This is a genomic window from Glutamicibacter mishrai, assembly GCF_012221945.1.
Taxonomy (GTDB): domain Bacteria; phylum Actinomycetota; class Actinomycetes; order Actinomycetales; family Micrococcaceae; genus Glutamicibacter; species Glutamicibacter mishrai.
Window position 1 is genome coordinate 3,135,301 of record NZ_CP032549.1, and the last position, 22,507, is coordinate 3,157,807.

The 22,507-nt window shown below is 58.1% G+C and carries 14 protein-coding genes; 4 read left to right on the forward strand and 10 right to left on the reverse strand.

Annotated features, from left to right (window positions below; translation table 11 throughout):
* Positions 1-1,362, reverse strand: a complete 1,362-nt coding sequence (locus D3791_RS14710; RefSeq protein ID WP_172512628.1) for an SLC13 family permease — start codon at positions 1,360-1,362, stop codon at positions 1-3.
* Between the two features lie 152 nt (positions 1,363-1,514).
* On the opposite strand from D3791_RS14710, the gene D3791_RS14715 reads away from it, so the two are divergent.
* Positions 1,515-2,225, forward strand: coding sequence for a FadR/GntR family transcriptional regulator (locus D3791_RS14715; protein ID WP_061952555.1), 711 nt, complete (start codon positions 1,515-1,517; stop codon positions 2,223-2,225).
* A 12-nt stretch (positions 2,226-2,237) separates the two neighbouring features.
* Here the strand turns inward: D3791_RS14715 and D3791_RS14720 are convergent, their stop codons facing one another.
* Positions 2,238-2,909, reverse strand: a complete 672-nt coding sequence (locus tag D3791_RS14720; RefSeq protein WP_172512629.1) for a phosphoribosyltransferase — start codon at positions 2,907-2,909, stop codon at positions 2,238-2,240.
* 95 nt (positions 2,910-3,004) lie between these two features.
* On the opposite strand from D3791_RS14720, the gene D3791_RS14725 reads away from it, so the two are divergent.
* Complete coding sequence (locus D3791_RS14725; protein ID WP_172512630.1) at positions 3,005-4,021, forward strand: acyltransferase family protein; 1,017 nt, start codon at positions 3,005-3,007, stop codon at positions 4,019-4,021.
* Between the two features lie 122 nt (positions 4,022-4,143).
* Here D3791_RS14725 and hpaD read toward each other — a convergent pair whose 3' ends face one another.
* The 8 genes from hpaD to D3791_RS14765 all read right to left on the reverse strand — a co-directional run bounded on the left by hpaD (position 4,144) and on the right by D3791_RS14765 (position 13,279).
* Positions 4,144-5,241, reverse strand: a complete 1,098-nt coding sequence (gene hpaD / locus D3791_RS14730) for a 3,4-dihydroxyphenylacetate 2,3-dioxygenase (protein ID WP_172512989.1) — start codon at positions 5,239-5,241, stop codon at positions 4,144-4,146.
* A gap of 62 nt (positions 5,242-5,303) precedes the next feature.
* Entirely contained in the window at positions 5,304-6,797 is a 1,494-nt protein-coding gene (hpaE, locus tag D3791_RS14735; protein ID WP_172512631.1) for a 5-carboxymethyl-2-hydroxymuconate semialdehyde dehydrogenase, read from the reverse strand.
* Between the two features lie 51 nt (positions 6,798-6,848).
* A complete protein-coding gene (locus D3791_RS14740; RefSeq protein WP_028268748.1) occupies positions 6,849-7,508 on the reverse strand; it encodes a GntR family transcriptional regulator in 660 nt (219 codons plus the stop codon).
* On the reverse strand, positions 7,508-9,034 hold the full coding sequence (locus D3791_RS14745) for a fumarylacetoacetate hydrolase family protein (RefSeq protein ID WP_172512632.1): 1,527 nt from the start codon (positions 9,032-9,034) through the stop codon (positions 7,508-7,510). The genes D3791_RS14740 and D3791_RS14745 overlap by 1 nt, the downstream gene beginning before the upstream one ends.
* A 209-nt stretch (positions 9,035-9,243) precedes the next feature.
* Complete coding sequence (locus tag D3791_RS14750; RefSeq protein WP_172512633.1) at positions 9,244-10,479, reverse strand: ABC transporter permease; 1,236 nt, start codon at positions 10,477-10,479, stop codon at positions 9,244-9,246.
* A complete protein-coding gene (locus D3791_RS14755) occupies positions 10,476-11,183 on the reverse strand; it encodes an ABC transporter ATP-binding protein (RefSeq protein WP_172512634.1) in 708 nt (235 codons plus the stop codon). The genes D3791_RS14750 and D3791_RS14755 overlap by 4 nt, the downstream gene beginning before the upstream one ends.
* Entirely contained in the window at positions 11,183-12,262 is a 1,080-nt protein-coding gene (locus D3791_RS14760) for an efflux RND transporter periplasmic adaptor subunit (RefSeq protein ID WP_172512635.1), read from the reverse strand. The genes D3791_RS14755 and D3791_RS14760 overlap by 1 nt, the downstream gene beginning before the upstream one ends.
* 282 nt (positions 12,263-12,544) lie before the next feature.
* Positions 12,545-13,279: a hypothetical protein gene (locus tag D3791_RS14765; RefSeq protein WP_172512636.1), complete on the reverse strand. Its 735-nt coding sequence runs from the start codon at positions 13,277-13,279 to the stop codon at positions 12,545-12,547.
* A gap of 169 nt (positions 13,280-13,448) precedes the next feature.
* On the opposite strand from D3791_RS14765, the gene D3791_RS14770 reads away from it, so the two are divergent.
* Together D3791_RS14770 and D3791_RS14775 are read left to right on the forward strand one after the other, a co-directional pair.
* The gene (locus tag D3791_RS14770) at positions 13,449-14,114 is read left to right on the forward strand and encodes a histidine phosphatase family protein (RefSeq protein WP_172512637.1); all 666 of its coding nucleotides are present in this window, start codon (positions 13,449-13,451) and stop codon (positions 14,112-14,114) included.
* 588 nt (positions 14,115-14,702) lie between these two features.
* A complete protein-coding gene (locus tag D3791_RS14775) occupies positions 14,703-22,475 on the forward strand; it encodes a prealbumin-like fold domain-containing protein (protein ID WP_172512638.1) in 7,773 nt (2,590 codons plus the stop codon).
* Positions 22,476-22,507 lie beyond the last annotated feature (32 nt).

Genomic DNA, 22,507 nt, shown 5'->3' on the forward strand with positions numbered 1-22,507 from the left:
CTAGAGCCAGCCCGGCAGGACCAGCAGTGCCCAGGCCAGCACCGGTCCGGCGAGCACGACGATGCCGCCATAGCTCAGGACCTGCTTGTAGAAGCGGTCCTTGTCCGTGCCTTCGGGGGCGTTGGCCAGGACCAGTGCGCCGTTGGTGGAGAAGGGCGAAACGTCCACGACGGTGGAGGCGATGGCCAAGGCGCAAATCAGGCCGGTGGCGCTGATCGATCCGGTGTTCAGGAACGGGATGGCCAGCGGGATCAGCGCGGCCAGGATGGCGGTGGAGGATGCGAAGGCGGAGACTACAGCGCCGATGTAGCAGATGAGCAGTCCAGCCAGCAGCGGTGCGCCGAGGTTGGCCACGCCGTTGGAGACGTACTCGATGGTTCCGGCTTCTTCCAGCACGCCCACGAAGGTGAGCATTCCGCAGATCAGCAGGACGGTGGACCAGCTGATCTTGTTCACTGCTCCCTTTTGCCCGGCAGGATTGACCAGTGCCAGAAATACGGCGATGGTGATGGAAACGAAGCCGACGTCGACCTTGAAGCCCAGGGCGATGACTGCCAGTGCGATCAGGCCGATGATGGTCATGGTCTGGCCGAAACGCTGTCCCGGTGCCTTCGGGGCTGCGCCGTCTCCGGCGGGATCGCGGGGGCCGTAGGTGCCTGAGCCGCTGCCCTTGAAGTCGACGTCTGCGGCGTGGGCGCCGGCGGAAACCTTCAGGCGTGCTTCGGCGACACGTTCGGCGATGGCTCCCGCACGCTGGCCGGCCAGCTGGCGTCCGCCAAGAACCAGGAACAAGACGATGGCGATCACCAGGTTGAAGATGAAGCTGGTGAGGAAGAGTGCGGTAGGGCTGAAATCGAATCCGGCTTCTTCGATCAGTCCGTTGACGATGACGCCGTAGACGGCGATCGGGGAGAAGCCGCCGGCCTGGGCGCCGTGGACGATGAGCATGCCCATCATCAGCGGGTTGATCTTGTAGCGCTGGGCGAAGTTCAGGCCGATGGGAGCGATGATCGCGACCGCTGCCGGGCCCAGTGCGCCGATGGCGGTGATGGCCGCGGTGATGGCGAACATGACCCAGGGGATCAGCGAGATCCGGCTGTCAACGAGTTTGACGGCTTTGTCGACGAGGATGTCGATGGTGCCGTTGTTTTGCGCGATGGCAAAAAGATAGGTGACACCCACAAGGGTGAGGAATAGGCCGCCAGGGAAACTGGCGAGAATGTCCTTGGTATCCATCCCAAGGAAGACGGCGCCGAGCAGGAATGCTCCGACAAAGGCCAATGCCCCCATATTGATGGGGAACATCGTGGCGATGATGAACATCACCGCTAGGATGATGATGGAGACTAACGCGACAGACATGGGGAAAATCCTTTTCGTGAAGGCCGCAAAGCGAGTGGTAGTTGGTGTGACTGAAGTCACTGGCTCACTGGCCTAGCCTCCTAGACTCCGGGTGTCTTGTCAAGCAAAATTTCGGTGTAAGTTTGAGCTAGGACACATCAGAAGGAGTGAACGTGGCTGAAGTCAAAAAGCCCAAAGGCTTTGCCAAAGTGCAGCGTCCGCGGCTCTATGAACAGCTCATGCAGCAGATCCTGGCTTTCGTCGAGGAAGAGCAGCTGGGGCCAGGCGATCACCTGCCGGCTGAACGCGAACTGGCAGATCAGCTAGGTGTTTCCCGGGCGACTTTGGCGCAAGCGCTGGTGGCCTTGGAAGTCTTGGGTGTCATCGACGTCAAGCATGGAACGGGCGCCGTCCTGGTGTACCGGCCCAGTGTTGCGACGGTTTTGCGAGAGCTGCATGAACACAAGAACCGGCTCCCGGATATCGTTGAAGCGCGCAGCACCCTCGAGGTGAAATTGGCATCGCTTGCCGCGGAACGACGCACCGACGATGACCTGAAACGCATCAACCACGCGTTGGAGGTCATGGCCCAAGAAATTGCCGATGGGGACCGTGGCGAAAAGGGCGACGAGCTTTTCCATGAGGCTATTACCGGGGCTGCGAAATCGTCGGTCTTGCAGAAGCTGATGACGTTCATTTCTGAAATGGTGCTTGAAACGCGGCTCGAATCCCTAGGGCAGCCCGGGCGTCCGGAACGGTCCTTGGAATCGCACCGGAAAATCACCGAAGCGATTGCTGCCGGTGATCCGAAGGGTGCGGCTGCAGCGATGCAGGAACATATCGAGCTGGTTTCCGATGTGGCCCTGTTGAAAGAGATTCAGTAAAATCTCAAGCTACTACTTACCCGAAGGGCTCGTATTCAACAGTTTGAGCACGTCGTCCTGCTCTACCTGGCTGAAGTCCTTGTAATACGCGCCAACCGCACCGACTTGCCGAGGCTTCAAGAGTTCAACGAGGCCATCGGCCAATGGCGCGAGTTCGGCGAAGGATTCCGGTGCTATCACCGGGGACGCGACGGTGACCGAGCGCGGGTGCAGCTTCGCTATGAGATCAAGAGATGCCTTCATGGTCGCACCGGTGGCAATACCGTCATCGCAGAGAACCACTGATTGCCCGGCAAGATCCGGCGTGTAGGCCTTGAACGCGTGGGCCAAAGCCAAGAGATCCGCGTGGGTCCCGTTTTCCACGGATGACAGTTCATCGTGGCCGAAATACTGCAGCGCGCGTCGATGCACTTCGGGATTGAGGTAGCGGCCACTGGTGCTGGCATACTGCGCAATGGCGCCGAAAGCCAGTTCTGGACTGCTGGGCACACCCAGTTTGCGCACCGCCAAGGCGCCTAGTCGAGCTCCCAGGGACTGGGCTACTTCATAAGCAATGGGAACACCTCCGCGCAGCAGCCCGAGCACCGTGTACTCACCGGCAGGCAAGGTCGTGGCCAGCTTCATGCCCAACGCGGCGCCTGCGTGGCTACGATCATCAAACCTGGAACTGTTGTCACTGACCATGGTTCCAGTCTTGCCCAATCCCAGTGAAATGAATAGCGTCTAGCACGGAACTCTCGCTGTGTTGAGCCCGCGATAGTTACTGGTAGCATTTTCCGGTGCGTCAAATTCCAGAAAGAACACGAGATCTCCGACTTGATGCGGCTAAAGGCATCCTGATTATCTTGGTAGTTCTTGGGCACTTGCTCGAAGCGACAGCTGGATGGAATGCGCGTTCAACCCGGCTGCCACTGACCGCGATTTATATGTTTCACATGCCAGCATTTGTTTTTCTCGCTGGCGTCACCGCTAAGCCGACGCAATTGCCCAAACGAATTGGCACTTTTCTTGTCATGCTGGCTTTGTTCCAAAGCCTCTACTTCATCGAAGTGCATTTGATTGGACTGAACAAGACTTTTTCGTTACTAATCCCATTTTGGATTTTGTGGTTCTTGCTGGCTATGTGCTGGTGGCAACTGATAATGCCGCTTATCCGAAAATTCCCGAGGACCTCTATAGCGGTTTCACTTTTGACTGCGATTTTTTCAGGAACATTCGAGTCCATCGGCTACGACCTTACGCTGTCGAGGACTTTGGTATTCCTGCCATTCTTTGTAATCGGGGCTACATATGGGCAGGTAATACTTCGTATGGCTTACCAATTGCCAAGAGTGGCTAAGCTTGTTGGTGTCATCGTGGCAGGCGTTGCTTGGACGTATCTTTACGCGCAGAATATTCGTCCAGGTTGGCTTTACGGAAGTTTCTCGTTCGAGCGTTTGAAGGTCGAAGACGGAGCCGGAATCCTGATTCGTATCGGATTGATGATCATTGCAATGCTTGTCGTGCTCACATTCTTGTCTTTGACGCCAAAGTCCAGCACCGTGTTAGTGGCACTCGGGAGGCGCAGCTTGGCTATCTTTGCATTGCATGGATTCATAGTTTTGGCGGTCACGCCACTCATGCCGATCGTTCTGCAAAAGAGTGGAAATGTTATCGCAGTCGGAATTTGTCTGCTTTTGACCGTGTTTACTGTAGCTAGTTTCTCTTTGCCTGTTTTTGACAGGACTATCCGCAGAATTAGTCAGGCAACAATTAGTTTAATATCGAAACCATTTGTCTCTCGGAACGCCTCATAGATTGCTAGCCTTTTGGCTCGCCTGAGGTAAGAAGTTGAACGCATATCCAACATAAGCGACCGTTCAAGATCACTTGATCTTGCACGGCCGCTTACGTATAGATTTTTCTCAGCTATGGGTTCTTAGACCTGGTTGCCCAGCTTGAAGCCCTTGGAAGCCTGGCCGTGGTACGAGCCATCTTCGTCGCCTGCGCGGGTGAAGGAGAAACCGTCGGCACCAATGGTGACTTCGAGCTCGGAGTCATCGGTACGCTCGATGACTTCTTGCACGTTGCCGTCCAGGTCCAGGACCTTGGAAGCTTCGGTGTACCACGATGGCACAACCGGGTTGCCCCACCAGTCGCGGCGCTGGTTGTCGTGCACGTTCCAGGTGATGGTCGGATTGTCCGGATCACCGGTGTAGTAATCCTGGGTGTAGATCTCGATGCGGTGGTCATCTGGATCCAGGATGTACAGGTAGAACGCGTTGGAGACACCGTGGCGGCCTGGACCGCGCTCGATGCGATCCGAGATGCGCAGGGCGCCCATCTTGTCGCAGATCTGGATGATGTTGTGCTTCTCATGGGTGGAGAAGGCTACGTGGTGCAGGCGCGGGCCGTTGCCACCGGTCAGTGCGGTGTCGTGAACGGTGCCCTTGCGGTGCATCCATGCTGCGTAGGTGGTGCCTTCATCATCCTGGATGTCTTCGGTGACGCGGAAGCCAAGATCTTCAAGGTACGCGCGGCCACGAGGTACGTCCGGGGTGACCTGGTTGAAGTGGTCCAAGCGGACCAGTTCGCCAGCTGAGTACAGGTCGTAGCGCATGTGCAGACGCTCGACGTGGGTGGTCTCGAAGAAGAATTCGTAGGGGAAGCCCAGCGGATCCTCGACGCGCACGGCGTCGCCGATGCCCTTGACGAAACCTTCCTTGCGGCGCTCGGTGCGGCAGCCCAATTCCCTGTAGTAGGCCTCGGCCTTGTCTACTTCTTCGGTGGAGCGGACACGGAAAGCCATGGCCTTCAGCGCAGCCACTGGGCCCTTGGTCAGCACCAGGTTGTGGTGGATGAATTCCTCGAAGGAACGCAGGTAGATCTGGTTCTCGTCCTCGTAGGAAACGTGAAGGCCCAGGACGTCAACGTAGAAGTTGCGCGAGCGCTCCAGGTCGGTGACTACCAGTTCGGCGTAGGCGCAGCGCAGGATATCCGGTGCTGGAACCGAAGGGGTGGGAATCGGGTTTGCGATCTCTTTGCTCATGATTTGCTCCTTTGCAAACAGGAAAGATTGGTGGGGGAAGCCGAAGCTTCCTAGACGCCGAACTTAGGGGAGTGGGCTTCGTTCAGGGTGATCTGGATGGACTGCTGGGTGGTGTAGAAGTCCACCGAACGGTAGCCTCCCTCGCGTCCCAGGCCCGAAGCCTTCACGCCGCCGAATGGGGTGCGCAGGTCGCGGACGTTGTTCGAGTTCAGCCAAACCATGCCGGATTCAATCTGGTGCGCGAAGTTGTGCGCGCGCTTCAAGTTGGAAGTCCATACGTAGGCGGCCAGGCCGTACTTGGTGTTGTTGGCCAGCTCCAGCGCTTCCTCGTCGGTATCGAACGGGGTAATAGCAACCACTGGGCCGAAGATTTCGTCCTGGAAGATCTGTGCATCAGGGGCGACATCGGCGAAAACGGTCGGAGCAACGTAGTTGCCCTCTTCGAATCCTTCTGCACGGCCGCCGCCGGCCAGCAGACGGCCTTCCTTCTTGCCGATTTCGATGTAGCTCATGACCTTCTCGAAATGCTTAGGATGCACCAGCGAGCCGACCTCGGTCTTCGGATCGCTTGGCAGGCCAACACGGATGTTCTTGGCGCGTTGCGCGAACTTGGCGACGAAGTCATCGTAGATGTCGCGCTGGACCAGCACACGGGAGCCGGCCGTGCAGCGCTCGCCGTTCAGCGAGAACACGCCGAAGACGGTGGCATCCAATGCAGCATCCAGATCGGCATCGGCGAAGACCACTGCCGGGGACTTGCCGCCTAGCTCCAGGGACAGGCCCTTGAAGAACGGGGCAGCCGCGGTGGAGATGGTGGCGCCGGTGGAGGAGTCGCCGGTGAAGGACACCAATGGCACATCCGGGTGCTTGACCAGGTAGTCGCCGGCCACGGAACCGGAGCCGAAGATCAGGTTGAAGACGCCTTCTGGCAGGCCGGCTTCGCGGAAGATATCCGGCCACAGGCCAGCGGAGAGCGGGGTGTAGCTGGCAGGCTTCATGACCACGGAGTTGCCGGTGGCGATGGCCGGGGCCAGCTTCCAGGACTCCTGCATGAATGGCACGTTCCATGGGGTGATCAGCGCGGCCACGCCAATCGGCTTGCGGTTCACGTAGTTCATCTGGCGGCCTGGCACGCGGAAGGAGTTATCCACCTGGGCGACGATCAGATCGGCGAAGAAACGGAAGTTCTCGGCCGCTCGGCGTGCCTGGCCCTTGGCCTGGGTGATCGGCAGGCCCGAGTCGTAGGACTCCAGCAAGGCCAGCTCGTCATCGCGGGATTCGACGATGTCAGCGATCTTGTGCAGCACGCGGGAGCGCTCGCGTGGCAGCATCTTGGACCAAGGGCCTTCCTTGAAGGCCTTGCCGGCGGCTGCCACGGCCAGGTCAACGTCGGCCGGCTGCGCCGATGCAGCGGTGGCGTAGTTGGTGTTGGCCACTGGCTCCTGGACATCGAAGGTTTCCCCGCCGATGGAGTCCACGAATTCGCCGTTGATGTAGTGCTGCAGGTGGGTTGGCAGATTTTCTGGTACGAAGTGCTTGCTCAAGGCAATTCCTTTCGTGCTGGTGAGTGTTGGTGGGTCGTGAAAATTCAGGTTCTAGATCGCGCTGGGTTCCATGCCCGCAGCCTTCAAATAGCTGTTCAGGGTATGGGCGCGGTGTTCGCGGCAGGCCGCTTCGATCTGCGCCGGGGTGGCGTGATCGGCGATTAAGTCCAGGAGCGCATCGTGTTCCTTGACGGATTCACGGGCGCGGTAGGGGATATGGGTGAAGCTGCTGGCCCGCATGGCCGCCAGCCGGCGCCAGCCGCGCTGCACCAGATCCAGGATGTGCGGGTTGGGGCACTGTCCGTAGAGCAGTTGGTGGAACTCGGTGTTCATCCGGGTGAAGGCCACCGGGTCGAAATCCTCCAGGCACTGGCGCATCTTTTCGTTCAGCTCCCGGGCCTTGGCCAGCCAGGCGGCATCCATGGAGCCGGCGGCCAGGGCGGTGGCGGCCGGTTCGATGACCATCAGCGTCTGCATGGTGTGCAGGTACAGGGTCGAATCCACGTGGGCCACGGTGGCGCCGACATTGCGGGTGAAGTGCACCAGGCCTTCGGCTTCGAGCCGGCGGATCGCTTCGCGCACCGGGACCACCGAGCAGCCCAGTTCTTCGGCGATGGTGCCCAGCACCAGGCGGTAGCCTGGCGAGTAGGCGCCATTGTTGATGCGCTCGGAGACCAGCTGGTAGGCGGCTTCGGACTTCGAGGCGGTCATTACAGCACCCATGAGTCCAGCTCCGGGCTGCCGGCGTCTTTCCACGCGTTGTACTTGGCTTTCCATTCCGCGTTCATCGGGAACAGGCCTTCGATGGCGTAGCCGCGCTTGACCATGGCGAAGATGAACTCGTCATTGGATTCAGTGACCACAGCCTCGGCGGCGACTTCCTCCACCAGCGCCGGCGGGATGACCACGATGCCATCGGAGTCCGCGACAATCACGTCGCCTGGCTGGACCGAGACGCCGCCGCAAGCCACGGTAATGTCCTTGTCCCAAGCCACGTGCTTGCGGCCGAGCACTGCCGGGTGGGCGCCGTTGTAGAAGACCGGGATCTCCAAGTTGGAGACCGCGTCGAGGTCGCGCACACCGCCATCGGAGATGATGCCGGCTGCGCCCAGCTGCTGGGAGCGCAGTGCCAGGATGTCGCCCAGAGTGGCCGAGCCGGTTTCGCCGCGGGCTTCCATGACCAGGATTTCGCCGCTGTTCAGCGAGTCGATGGACTGCTTCTGGGTGTTGTAACCGCCGCCGTGGGCCTTGAAGAGGTCTTCGCGGTTGGGGATGTAGCGCAGAGTTCGGGCGGTGCCGATCACGCGCTGCATGCCCTTGGTGGCGCCGGGGACTTCGATGTTCACATTGTTCAGGCCGCGCTTGCGCAGGGTCGCGGACAGGGTGGCGGTGGCCACCGAGGCGAGCTGTTCGCGCACGGCATCGGTCAGGGCGTCCTTGCCGGTGATCACCGGAGGCAGGCCGGCCGAAGTGCGATCGCCGTAGGCATCTTCCTTGTCCTTCTCGTTGACCTTCGGCTGGTTGCCGAACGAGCCGAAGGCGGCGGTGCCCTCGGTGGCGGTGGTCTTCAGCTTGCCGGTGGAGGTGCCGGTGATCAGGTCGGTGACTTCGACTTCCACCACGTCGCCCGGGAAGAAGACGGTGGAGCCCGCGGGGGTGCCGGTCAGGATGATGTCGCCTGGCTGCAGGGTCATCTGCTGGGAGAGGTCGGCGACGATTTGCGCGAAGGAGAAGAGCAGTTCCGAGGTGGTGGCGTCCTGGGCGAGGTTTCCGTTGACCCAGGTCTGGACGCGCAGCTTGGCTGGGTCCAAGGAAGCGGCATCGAGCAGGTTGGGGCCTAGCGGGGTGTAGCCGTCGCCGGACTTGGAGCGGATGTTGGATCCCTTGTCCGCGTACTTCATATCGTGTACGCCCAGATCGTTGGATGCGGTGATCGAGCCGACGTAGGTCCAGGCTTCTTCCACCGAGACCCGGCGGGCTGCGGTGCCGATGATCAGAGCGATTTCGCCTTCGAAGGCCAGAAGCTCGGTGCCGGCTGGGCGCTCAACGGTGCCGTTGGTGGCAGACAGGGAGCTGGATGCCTTCAAGAAGTAGCTGGGGAATTTAGGGGTACGCCCGCGCTGTGCTGCGCGGGAGGAGTAGCTCAGGTGCACAGCCAGAACTTTGCCTGCCTGGGCGAAGGTCTCTTCGGTTACTGGGACAGTAGTGGTCACCGTTGATCGTCCTACTTTCGTCATACATCATGTCGTACATCAAATCGTATACGATTAGTGTGCTCCGAATCTCATCCGCTGTCAAGCGGACTGCGGAAAGTTGCCGGGCCGACGACGCATTGAGGCCAATAATCCACGGAATTCGGCGGATAACAAAGGCGCCGTTCAACGAAAGAATTCGTTGAACGGCGCCTTTGCAAGGCGGTGCCGGCTAGCGGCAAGCCACGTGGAGATCAGACCCGAATCGCATCAACAATCCGGACCCTGGCCGCCACGAGAGCGGGGAGCGCACCCGTGAGCGCGCCCACCGCAATCGAAACGCCGATGCCCGCCAGTGCTGCGCCAACCGGGAATCCAGGCATCTGGTCAATGCCGGATCCAAGAAGCAGGTTGGTCACCTTCGGATTGGTCACGACTGCGATTGACAGCAGCACGCCAAGGCCGCCGGCGACGGCGGTGGCGACCACGCTCTCCATCATGACCGAGAAGAACACCCGGCCGGTAGTCGCGCCGAAGCTGCGCCGGATGCCGACTTCCCGGATGCGCTGCTTCATCGTCACCATGGCCACATTCAACAGGCTCAGGGATCCGAGCAGAAGGATGACGCCAGCGATTCCGCCGGCAACCAATGCCAGCTGCTTCAGGCTTTGGTCATCGCCCCACGACAAATAGTCGGAGCGCAAGGATTCCACCGAATAGCCTGGGAGCTCTGCGCTCATTTGCGAGGCGAAGTTCATGGCCAATTCCTCGGAGCCGTCAATTGGCACCCACATTTCATAGCTGGCGTCAGTCAGCGGCGCCGAGGCGGCGAACCAATGCCCGTAGGTTTCGGGAAGCATCCACAACTGGCCACCGAGCCCGCCATCGCGCGTTGACGTTGCGCCAACCACCGTCACCGAGACGATCTGGCTTCCGGAACGCATTTGGATAGAGGCCGGGAGCGAACCCTGGTCTAATCCCAGCCCCTGGTACACGGTCCGGTCGACGACAACGGCCGGAGCCAAATTCTGCGCGTCCTCGGATTCGAGCCAACGGCCATGCTGAGCGAAGATCCGGTGAATTGGTGCATAGTCGGGATCCACGACGAGCACATCTGCATCGAGTGAGGTGCCCTGCGAGGAGACCTGGAAGCCGAAGCTGCGGGAGGCCATGGAGGCGTATTCGACGTTGAACCGCTCAGCGGTCTTGGCGAAGGCCTCGGTGACCTGCGTGCTCGACGAAGGGATCTGTTCGTTCCGCTGACTGTAGGCATAGGTGCTGATCAGCGCCGGTCGGCCATTGCGCTCGAGCTGTTCGGTCATCAGCTGCTGCGCCATGGCCGAACCGGCCACCGCGGTCGTCAGGGAGGCAACCGCCACGGTGACACCAATGAGCGAGAGCAGGACACGCAGCCTGTGGATGCGCAGTTCCTGCCAGGCCTCCAGCAACGCCGCCGCAAATCCAGTGAAGAATCTTCCCACAAGATTCATTGGGCCACCTCCTGGTCCAGCGCCTTGAGCACTCCGTCTTCGAGCCGGAATTGCCGGCGCGCCAAGGCGGCTACGTTGATGTCGTGGGTGATGGTGATCAAGGCGGCGCCCGATTCCACCGTGGCCGAATCGAGCAGCTGCATCACAGCCCGCCCGGTGTCGACATCCAGCGCCCCGGTGGGCTCATCAGCCAGGACCACCCGGGGACGGCGCACCAGTGCGCGGGCAATGGCCACGCGCTGCTGCTCGCCGCCGGAAAGCATTTGGGGCATCGAGTCCAGGCGGGCACCGAGGCCCACCTTCTCCAGGGCTTCGGCGGCCAGAGTTCGCCGGCGCCAAAAATCCTGGCCGGTGGCGTACATCAAGGGAGCCATGACATTTTCCAGTGCAGTGCGACCGGGCAACAAATTGAACTGCTGGAAGACGAAACCGAGGTCGCGGCCGCGGGCGTGGGCTGCCCGCCGGGCACTAAGCTTGCTGGCATCGTGGCCACGCCAAGCCAGGCTGCCTGAGGTTGGCCGGTCCAATAGCCCGAGGATATTGAGCAAGGTGGACTTGCCAGTGCCTGAGCGGCCGACAATAGCGATGTGGTCGCCTTCGGATACCGATAGGTTGATGCCGTTCAAGATGTGCAGCTCGCTGTCATCGGGCAATAGGACACTGCGGGTGACGTTTTCAAGCTTCAGCAGCTGGGCATCACTCATCAGGGGTAGATCTCCATGCCTGGTTCCATCGAAGGAGCCGGGGCGGAGCCGGGAACGTAGCGAAGGACTTCGGCATCCGATGTGAGCCCGGATCGGATTTCCACGACCTTGCCATCGGTCACGCCCAGTTCAACCTCGGTGCGGATTTCTTTGCCTTCATCATTCAGGATCCACACTGCGCCCTTGCCCACTAGTCCGCGCACGGCGGTCACGGGTACGGTCAGAACATCTTCGGCTGAGCCGGCGTCGATGTCCATGGTCATATCGAGGCCGTCGAAAACAACAACATCTTTCGGAACATCGCAAGAGACCTCGCTGCCTGAGCTGGACTCGTCCTGGGGCTGCGCTGCAGAATCGTCCATTGCTGCTTCTTCCTCGGACGCTGCATTTGCAGGTGTTTCGGATGCTTGGTCGCCAACGTTGAGATTGACGCAGGTGAATGGTTCTGGACCGCCTTCAATGCTGATGGTGGCATCGAGGTTTTCGTCCATGATCCGGTAGCGATCCAAGGCCTTGATGATTCCCACCGCGTGGAATGACTGGGGCTGCACCGAAGCCAAGGTTGCGCCCTTCTCGATCTCATCGCCGATGCTGAAGTCGAACTTTCCGACTTTTCCGGCCGCCGGAGCAAGAACATCATGATAGGAAACTGTGGTTGCTGGCGCGTCGTCGGCCGGCTGGGCTTCGGCTTCGTCCGCTTCGTGTTCCCCGGGGCCGGACTGGTTGGTTGGGGCTGGTTCGACCGTGCTTTCAACGCGGAGCTGGAAGATCTTGTCACCTTGGCTGACGTTGTCGCCAGCTTTCACGAAGGCCCAATTGAGGACGCCTGCCGAGGGCGCGGAGAGCGGTTGGGATTCAACGAGCTCGATGGTACCGGGGATCGACAGCGAGTTCTTGATCGTGTCCTTTTCGGCGAGAACGGTCTCCGCTGGAATTTCACCGGAAGGATAAAGCTGGTCGTCTGCCGCGGGGGAACCCCCGACGAACGCTAGCTTTACCAGGCTGACGGCAATCAGCGCGCCGATGATTAGCCATGCGCTGGGTAGAATAAAGCGCCTGAAGACGCGTCGGTGGCTCATGCTGGAACTCTGTTCATCCCATATTTTTATCAAACCATGCAGGTAACACCAAGGTTATTTGCAGGTTTCGCTCATATTTTTTATCGTAATCGACGTCATTTCCAGCGCAGGTCACCCACGATATTTTCGGAAATATCTGTGGCATCGGGTCATTTCGGACGCTGGCCGCTCGGTGGCCAGGCTGGATGTCACCCGTATTCATTGCATGTTCTTGAATAAAAGGGTCCGTTGCCGGAAACTTGCTCAGTTTCCGGCAACGGGCCGATTTGCTGAAGCAGGCGGCTACTTCGAAACCGACTTGCTGTTGGTGGCAGTTGCCCACGAAGCGGTAGGAATAGATAGCCTGTAGGACTTCTTCTTGGACTGCTTGACCGTCAATTTAGCGGTGCCCTTCTTGAGATTCACCGTTTTCAAGGTCTTCCACGAGTTTCCGGATTTGACCTGGAACTTGGCCTTCTTGGCGTTGTACTGGCCATATCGGTATTTTTCGGGCGAGTAGACCTGGGCCTTGGCGGTCAGTGCGACCTTGCTGCCCGAGCGCTTGGCGGTCAATGAGCTCTTGGTCTTGCCTCGCACATAGAACGTCTTGCTGGTCCGGTCGGTGTAATCGACGTATTCGGTCCAAGTGCTCTGGTAGTACGAATCCCAGTAGCTGTAGGAAGCGGATACGTCCGCCGGACCTACTTTGTAGGCGCCTAGCCCATCCCACGAGGGGCAGATGGTGGCGCGGTCGGAAACCTTACGATTTTCAAACCAGAGGGAATGAACGACTCCGCCGTTGCGGGTCACATCGATGATTGCATAGGCGTCGTCATAATCTGACTTGACCTTAGAAGACGCCTTGACTGTTACATTGCGGCAGTTCGAATCAGCCACGGTGAGCGATGAAACGGAATAACCGGTGATGTCTATTGGCCGTTCGCTGGCCTGGGCAGGGGTGGTCCCAGCGATCAGCGTGACCGCGAGAATCAGGCCGGCGGCCGCGTTGCGTACCCTTCGTGCGGTGGGAACTTCCATGAAGTGCTCCTATTGATTTGCGAGTGACTATTCAAGATGACTCACTTGAATGTTCAAACTCTAAGCCATGGGAAAGACATTTTGGACAGGCAATTTGCACCAGCGGCAAAATGTTGCGGTTATTGTTGCGCGGTGCCAGATAATCGCCGGTCGCTGGCAGAATGTTGCCATGCGACTTATCCTCATCCGCCATGGCCAGACGGCATCTAACCTCGGGCGCCACTTGGATACGGCGGTGCCCGGAGCGCCTCTGACTGAGCTTGGCATCGAACAGGCCCAGGCCCTTGCGCAAACGCTGCGCGGGGAGAGGATCGATGCCATCTATTGCTCGACGCTCCTTCGCACGCAGCAAACCGCACTACCGTTGGCTGATGAGCGTGGCTTGGAAATGCGCATTCGCTCCGGAATCAGGGAAATATCCGCTGGAATCCTGGAAATGGCCAATGATGAGGAATCCATCCGAACTTATCTGGACGTGGTCATGGGGTGGGCCGACGGCGAGGAGCAAGGCAAGATTCCTGGCACAGATCGAACTGGGGCCGCCATCCTGGGGGATTTTGACGAAGTGGTCAACGAGATTCTTGATTCAGGCGTGGAGAGCGCTGCTGTATTTTCCCACGGAGCAATCATGCGTGCGTGGGCAGGATCCCGCGCGGTGAACCTTGCGCCGGGATTCGCGGGTCGGACCACCTTGTCCAATACGGGCGTGGTGCTGCTGGACTTTGTCGGGGGCCAGTGGATTGTCACCCAATGGCAAGAACAGGCTCTGGACACTTACGCCGGTGAAAGCCGGGATACAGGTGGCGCGAGCGAGCAAATCCGGATGGTCGAATAGCGCTCGATGAGGAAGCGGCTAGAGGGCATTCCGCAGTCACCTGATCCGGTGCGGCCATGTAATTTTCTGTTTCCTGGCAATGGGAACCACAGGTAGATTTACCTGCAACCAGCGTGCGACTTGGGGCTTTAATCGTGTTGCATGGAAATTCACCTAACCCTTCATTTCTGAGCTGATATTCTTCCCTCAAATTGCTGGCAATATCGTCAGGGTCGGCGTAGTCTAACGCCATATCGTTGTCTCGAATTGGGGGATTTGAAGACGCATTGAAGCACTCGCATTCATTAAGCATCTTTAGATGTATTGGGGATTATTCCTGAGCCGTTGAGTCACATGGGGTGACTGAATTGGGGTTTGACCACTAAAAGTGCAGGTCATAGCCTCTACTTCGCATGCTCATATTGGTAAATCAGCCCTGCGCCGGATGATTTGCCGCGGACATTTTTTGTTGGGGGAAAGATGTCTAAGCACCAAAGGCGTGGCACTTTTATGCCATTTTCGCGCCTTAATCTAATTTCAAGAAAATACAAGTCGCTTATAGCTATCATCTCTTCGTTTGCACTATGCATTGCGATAACCATTCCGGGAATGGCAGTTGCTGCAGAACCATCCACTGGAGCCGACACCCAGGAAACACAGTCCGCTGACACCAATGAACCTGCGGATGACCAGGGAAAGCCAGCCGAAGGCTCCGGAGCGACATCTGAAAAGTCCGTGGCGCTCAATTCTGAGCCTGCGCCGGAAACGTCACAAGAGGATGCTCAGCCAACGGTTGCAGCCGCAACACCGGCTCCCGTGAAGAAGCCCTCGTCTTCTGAAAAGGACGAGGCAAAGGCAAGCCAAGCGCCAACAGAAACGACTGCTCCTCCTGCCACGGCCGACAGGCCCACGGTATCCAAGGCACCTGCAGCACCAAGCGAAGAGGCAGCGACCTCGTCAGCTGCCGCAAAATCTGAAAAACCCGATACGCAGGAAATCTCTGCAGCTGCGCTGGAAACGGGCGAACCGAGGACGTGCGAATACAACTCAGGTACAGGGTCCGTCAACACATTCATGCAGAAGAACGACGCAATGGCCGACTACGCCAACGGCAATATCAATACCGGATTATATGAAGGCGGCGTTGTTCACCAGCGTATCCAGATGACCCTGCCGGCAGGTGAAAATGAGCTGGTTCTCGTATACCAAGTCAAGCAGTCCGGTTTGTGGGCCTATGACTATCTGCTGAACCAGTCGGCCACAGGCGCATCGATCAGTACATGGGACGTCGTGGCCGGAACAGGCGATGACCGTGAGGACACCGTGTATGTCACGCTCTGGGTTGAAGGCAACGAAGGAGAATCGTCTGCCGTCACCCTATTCTTTGACGCGCATATTGCTTCGGAGCTGGACCACGGACCTGGAACAGGCGCTTCTTCCATCAACGGTTCTCCGTACCACGTCGAAATTAGCTCTCTGAATTGCGGAGCTATCGGACAGCGCGACAACCAAATTCAGGCCAACGGAGTCCAGACCGGCGACGTGACCATTGTCAAAGATGCGCTGCCTGCCGATGGAACCGATTTCGACTTCACGATACATGAAAGCCATTTCGGAGATTCAACTGGATTCAGCTTGGATGACAGCGCGGATTCCGACACCGGAGCTGAACTACCGTCATCGGTAACCTACTCCGTCGCCCCATCCACGATCACGCTCACAGAGACCGATCTTCCCGCTGGATGGAATCTGTCCGATATCACCTGCACGGATAACGGCGCCATTCGAACCGATCTCGCCATCAGCTTTGAATTGAGCGACAACGAGAAAGTCACTTGTACGTTCGTGAACAACAAGACAACCTACAAGGATCTGACACTTCAAAAGGACGTCAAGGCAACCTTCGACCGGGACTACGACTGGCAGCTGGAAAAGTCGCTCGCCGACGGCCAGCAAGCCACGGTCAAATCTTCAGACACTGGAGTTGAGGTCGACTACAACGTCACCGCGACCGCCAGCGACGCCCAAGACAGCAACTTCGACCTCACCGGGACCATCACGGTGAACAACCCCAATGATGCCTCGATGAGCGGAGTCACGCTTGCCGACCAGCTCAACGGGGCCAATTGTGTCATCTCTCTAGGCGGATCACCGATTAGCAATCCTGTCACTGTGGCTCCGGGAGAGACTGTTTACACGTACAGCTGCGATTTGCCTGACACGACCAGCGCTTCGAGCTCTGGCACGAACATGGTCAGCGCCACCTGGGATGCCGATCTTTACTACGGTACCGACGGTGAAGCTACCGCATCCGCCGATTACGATTTCGCCACAGTCACCCCGACCGTGACCGATGATGAAGTCACTGTCACAGACAGCGAATTCGATCTGTCGTCAGTTGAAGGCGGAAACATCGTCACAGTTGAGGACAGCCCGAAAACCTTCGCCTACAGCATCACGTGGGAGGGAGTGCTCGGACAATGTTCCGATTACGTGAACACGGCAAGCCTGGCAGAGGACGACGGCCAAGTCTTGACGGACGATGCCTCAGTGGAAGTGTGCTTGGGCCAAGACCTGAACATCACCAAAAATGTTGTCTCCAGTTTCAACCGCAGTTACGACTGGAGCATCACCAAGGACGCCATCGGCGAGCAGCCGTATACTGCCGATCCTGAAACCGGAGAATTCACCGCTGAATATTCCGTCACCGTCACCCCAGAAAGCTACTCAGATAGCGACTGGGCCATGAGCGGCCGAATCACCGTGGAGAATCCCAACGATTGGCAATCTGTCTCGGCCACCGTCACTGACCAAGTAGATGTTGGTGGAGGCGCAGTTTGCACGATTGGCGGTGTGACGGATCATCCGGAGATCACCGATGCTGATCCAAGCGCTTCAGGATTCCAAGTAGAGCTGGCCGCCGGGCAAACCTTGTCCTTCGACTACAGCTGCACCTTCGAATCAAAGCCGAACTACGAAGGCAGCAACACTGCCGAAGTCGCTTGGTCTGCAGATGAAGCATTCACCGCCTCGGGCGATGCCCAAGAAGTAGTGCCCGTGGATGCCGATGATTGGACTCAAACACCGCTGAACGACACCGTCGAAGTCACGGATACAGTTCACGAGTTTGATCCAGCCTGGATCATCCGCTATTCAGATGGACCGCAAACCAAGACCTATTCGTACACCTGGACGGTCGATGAAGCAGGCACCTGCCAGACCTTCATGAACACTGCAACCATCACCGGAAGCCACCAGCTGATCAAGAGTGATGATGCAGAAGTCCAGGGCTGCTACGAAGCAGGTCTGACCGTGACCAAGGATGTCAATGCATCCTATGACCGAACCTACACATGGCAAATCGACAAGCAATTGGCCGAAGGCCAGTCGCCTGATGTCGTGGTGGAAGAAGACGGCACAGCCACAGTGAAGTACACGGTGAACGTGGACAACACAGGCTACACCGATTCTGGCCAACAGATCTCGGGCAAGATCACGGTCAACAACCCTAACGACTACGAAGATGTTGAAGTCACGGTCAGTGATGAGAACACGCTGCTCGCCCAATGCATCATCAACGCCGAGGACAGCAATCCAGATCTGGCGGGGGTCCAGCAAATTGTGCCGCGAAATGGTTCGGTTGTTGTTGATTACTCCTGTGATGCTTCGGAAGTAACGGAAGCGGACTACAGTGGCCACAGCAATACCGCGACCATTACATGGGGCGACGGGCAAGAAGCCCAAAGCCAGCCAGTGCCCATCGAGTTCACGCTTGATGAAGTAACTGACGATACTGTCGAAGTCTTTGAAGACAACGCAGATCCCGAAGGTGAAGCCACGCTGTTGGGAACTGTGCATTATGAAGAGGCGCCGAAGTCATTCAACTACGAGATCACTTATGTAGTTCCTCGCGATGAATGCCTGATCTTCACGAATACCGCTTGGGTGGTTATCACAGGAGATGACATCAGTGATTCACAAGATGTCAGCATCTGTGATCAGAAGAATCTGACCATCGCCAAAGACGTGAAGGCCACCTATGAACGGGACTATGACTGGTCTGTCGAGAAACAGGTCGATCAAAGCCGATTCACCGTCGCCGGTGATGGAACGGTCACCGCGCATTACACAGTGAAGGCCACCGCGGGTGCGGCTCAGGATTCTGCCAAGCAGGTATCGGGAAGCATCACCATTGCCAACCCGAACACGCAAGTTGGCGAGTTGACCGGAACCGTGACGGATCTCGTGTCCATCCCTTCGGCCACCTGCACCATCCTGGGCACAGACGCTGATGAAGCTACGGATGGCTTCCAGGTAGTACTCGCAGACGGGCAAAGCATCACGCTCGATTACGAATGCACCGTACCGGCTGGCACTGACATCGGTTCGGGCTACGACAACACGGCTACCGTGAGCTGGGGTCAAGATCGCCAGGCCCAGGACGTCGTGCCATTCGAATTCGAGCCGGCCAAGCTCACTGATGACAGCGTCAGCGTCATCGATGACAAGACGATTCCCGGCGAAGAAATATCACTTGGCACCGCAACCGTCCAAGATTCGCCAGCGACCTTCGAATACGATGTTCAGCTTCAGGGCGTAGCCGGAACCTGTACCGACTACACGAACACCGCCGTGGTCAACGAAACCACGGATCAGGGAGAAGAAAATACCGCTACCGCGACCACGACAGTGTGCGCCGGAGCCGATATGGACATCTCCAAGAACGTCGTGACATCCTTCGACCGCTCCTACCTCTGGGGTCTAGAGAAGGAACTGCTTTCGGGTGAACCGCTGGCGGCTAATCCGCAGACCGGCGAAGTCACCGCGGAATACCGCCTCACCGTTACTCCTGAAGGCCATGAGGATGGCAATTGGGCAATGAGCGGCGAGATCACGGTAAGCAACCCGAACGACTGGCAAGATGCGCCTATCACGGTGCAAGACCTTGCTGATGTCGGTGGGGAAGTCACCTGCACCATTACTTCTGTCCAAGGCGAAGCGGTTGCCGATATGTCCGAAGAAGAGCCAGGATTCCAGACCGTCATTCCAGCCGGAGCGCAGTGGGTCATGACTTATTCATGCACCTTCGAGTCCCAGCCGGCCTATGAGGGCCACAACACGGCGACAGTGGATTGGGATGCCCAAGCCCTGAACACAGTCAACGGCGAAGACTCGGCCACGGTCGACATCGCCGAAGGCGATTGGTCCCAGACTCCGCTGAATGACACCGTCACCATCACAGACAGCCGCTTTGACTTCGATCCAGAGTGGACTGTTGATGTTGAGGATGGCGTACAGAGCCGGGATTACTCCGTGACCTGGACGGTAGACGAAGCAGGCACCTGCCAAGTCTTTGAAAATGTCGCTACCCTCACCGGAGACGACGGATTCACCGCCACGGACAATGAACTTGCCCAGGCCTGCCGTGAGGCAGCGCTGGAAATCAGCAAGAGTGTTGAGGCAAGTTATGACCGAACCCATCAGTGGGAGATCGAAAAGTCTCTTGCCGAGGGCCAGGACGACAAGGTCACCGTCGACGGCGGAAGCTCAGCGCCAATCAACTACGTGATCACTGTCGAGAACACGGGATACGAAGATTCGGGATGGATGCTCGACGGTGTCATCACCATCACCAACCCGAATCAGTACACCAGCATCGATGCCACAGTCCAAGACACCGTGGATCTGGATGGAATCACCTGCACGACCAGCCAGTCTGCAGTATCAATTCCAGCCAATGGCAGTGTCGAGGTTGGCTACAGCTGCGATGTCTCAGCTGGAGTGGATCCTTCCTCCTACAGCGGCGGCACCAACACGGCAACGGTTAGTTGGGGAGATGAACGCGAATCGAGCACCCAGGTGCCAATCGACTTCGCTCTTGACGTCGAAACCGACCGCGAAGTGAGTGTGTGGGACGACAAATCAAACCCTGACGAACCGGTGCTTCTGCGGAACGTCAGCGTCGATGAGTCGCCAGTGTCCATCGAATACACCGTGGAGCACGAGGCACCAGCCGGACAGTGCGCCAGCTACACCAACACGGCATGGGTTGATATCCAGGCAGGAGAGGATCCACGAGACGAAGTCACCGTCGAAGTCTGTGGCCTGCTCGACCTGCTGGTCACCAAGGACGCGGAAGCCAGCTTCGATAGGACCTACCTCTGGGACCTGGAGAAGAAGGCAGATCGCACCGAAGTGACGGTGGCTGAGGACGGCACGGCTGACTTCTCTTACACCGTCTCGGCGCTGCCGCAAGGTGTGGAAGATTCGGCACATGAAGTTCACGGTACGATCACGCTGATCAACCCGAACCGATTCGAATCTGCCTCCACCGTTGCGACCGTTGCTGATGAAATCAGCATCGAAGGCGTCACTTGTACAATCCAAGCCGAAGACAGCGACCCGCAAACTGAAGGATTGCAGGTTCCGCTGCCAGTTGGGGACGACGGCACTGATGCCACGGTACAGCTGCCATATAGCTGCACGGGAGAACCCGAAGAGCTCTCCGGCAGCAATACGGTGACTGCAACCTGGGGCGAAGATTCAACAGCCAGCGCAACAGTTCCAGTTGACTACCTGTTGGACGGGGAAACCAACAAACAGGTGACCGTCGTGGATGACAAGACCAATCCTGATGAGCCAGTGATCCTGGGTGAAGCAATCTGGAATGCCGAGGGCACCCCGATTGACTTCGACTACACCCTGCGTCACCAGGCACAGGCCGGTACTTGCACCGAATACACGAACACCGCAGTGATTGAGCAGACTGGCGCGGACGATTCCACGACAGTCACCCTGTGCGGACAGATGGCTCTGGGACTGGAAAAGACCGCTGAAGGATTGGTGGATCTGGACTACGAATGGGCAATCGAGAAGCAACTGGATCAAAGCCGGCTCGAATACAACGAGGACGGCACACTCAATGCCCACTACAGTGTGGAAGCTCGTAACACTGGGGTAGCCGAGAAGAACTTGCGGCTATCTGGAACAGTGACGGTATCGAATCCAAATGATTTTGATTCCATCACTGCTACGTTGGCTGACCAAGTCAACACCGCCGGCGTCACCTGCCGCATTGATGCGCAAGATGCCGATGAAGCTGCAGCTGGCCTGCAAGTTGTTATCAATGCCGGAGGGAACTTGGGGGCCCGGTATGAATGCGACCTTGTCAGCTGGCTGACCACCGATGCCTTTGAAGGAGCCGTCAACACCGTGACGGCAAGCTTCGAAGGACGGGAAGTCAGCGCTGAAGCATCGATTGATTTCGAGACTGATGAAATCACCGATGAGACAGTAACCGTCACCGACGACATGACGAATGCCGAAGGAGAGCCGAAGGTTCTCGGAGAAGTAAATGTCATGCAGTCGCCGCAACTATTCGAGTATGACCTCACCCTCGAACCTGAGGAAGGAACTTGCACGGTTTACACCAATACCGCAGCCGTCCATGAAGACACGGATGGCAACGGCATGGACGAATCGAGTGTTGATTTCCAGGTGTGCATCGAGCAGGGGCTGATGGTGGCCAAGAGCGCTGACGCCCAGTATCTGCGGGACTACGATTGGTCGCTTCTCAAGGATGCCAAGCAGACACAGTTCAAGGTTGAAGCTGATGGGCAAGCCACAGCCGAATACACCGTTGAGGCCAAGCTGGAGGGCTATGAAGATCGGGAATTCACCGTAAACGGCGAGATTACCGTAGCGAATCCGAACGACTTCAAGGACACCGAAGTCCTTGTCGAAGACAAGATCTCGCTGGAATCAGCCACTTGCACCATAGAAGGACTGAGCGATGGCAAGATCACCATCCCAGCTGGGGAAACCAGCACTCTGAACTACAGCTGTTCGTTCGACGAGCCAGTAGCTGAAGCCGACTACAGCGGTCAGGAGAACCTGGTGAATGTCAGCTGGAGTGATGAGAATGGGGAAGCTCAGACAGTCAGTGCCACCGCCCCGCTGGACTTCGAAGCCACTGAAGTCCATGACGAGAAGGTGACCGTCCTCGACGATTACGCCAACCCAGGCCAGCAACGGGAGCTGGGCACCGTAACCGCCGACGAGAAGAGCAAGAAGTTCACGTACACAATGGACCTGGCTGGCGTGGCCGGCAAGTGCCAGACGTGGACCAACATCGCTACCGTTGAAGAGTCCTCCTCGCAAGATGAGAACAATTCGGATTCGGCAGACGTGGAGGTTTGCTCCGAGGCACCGCAGGCTGCACCACCGGCTGAGCCGGAACCACCTGCAGCACCGCCGGCCCGGCCAACACCATTGGCCGCAACGGGCATGGATGAAGGAATGTTGTGGCTGGTGGGTTCAGCCTCGATGATCATCATCGCAGGAGCGTTGATGTTGCTCCGCTACCGCCGCCGGACCCAGTAGTCCCTCGGCAACATAGCGAATGCCGGATCAGC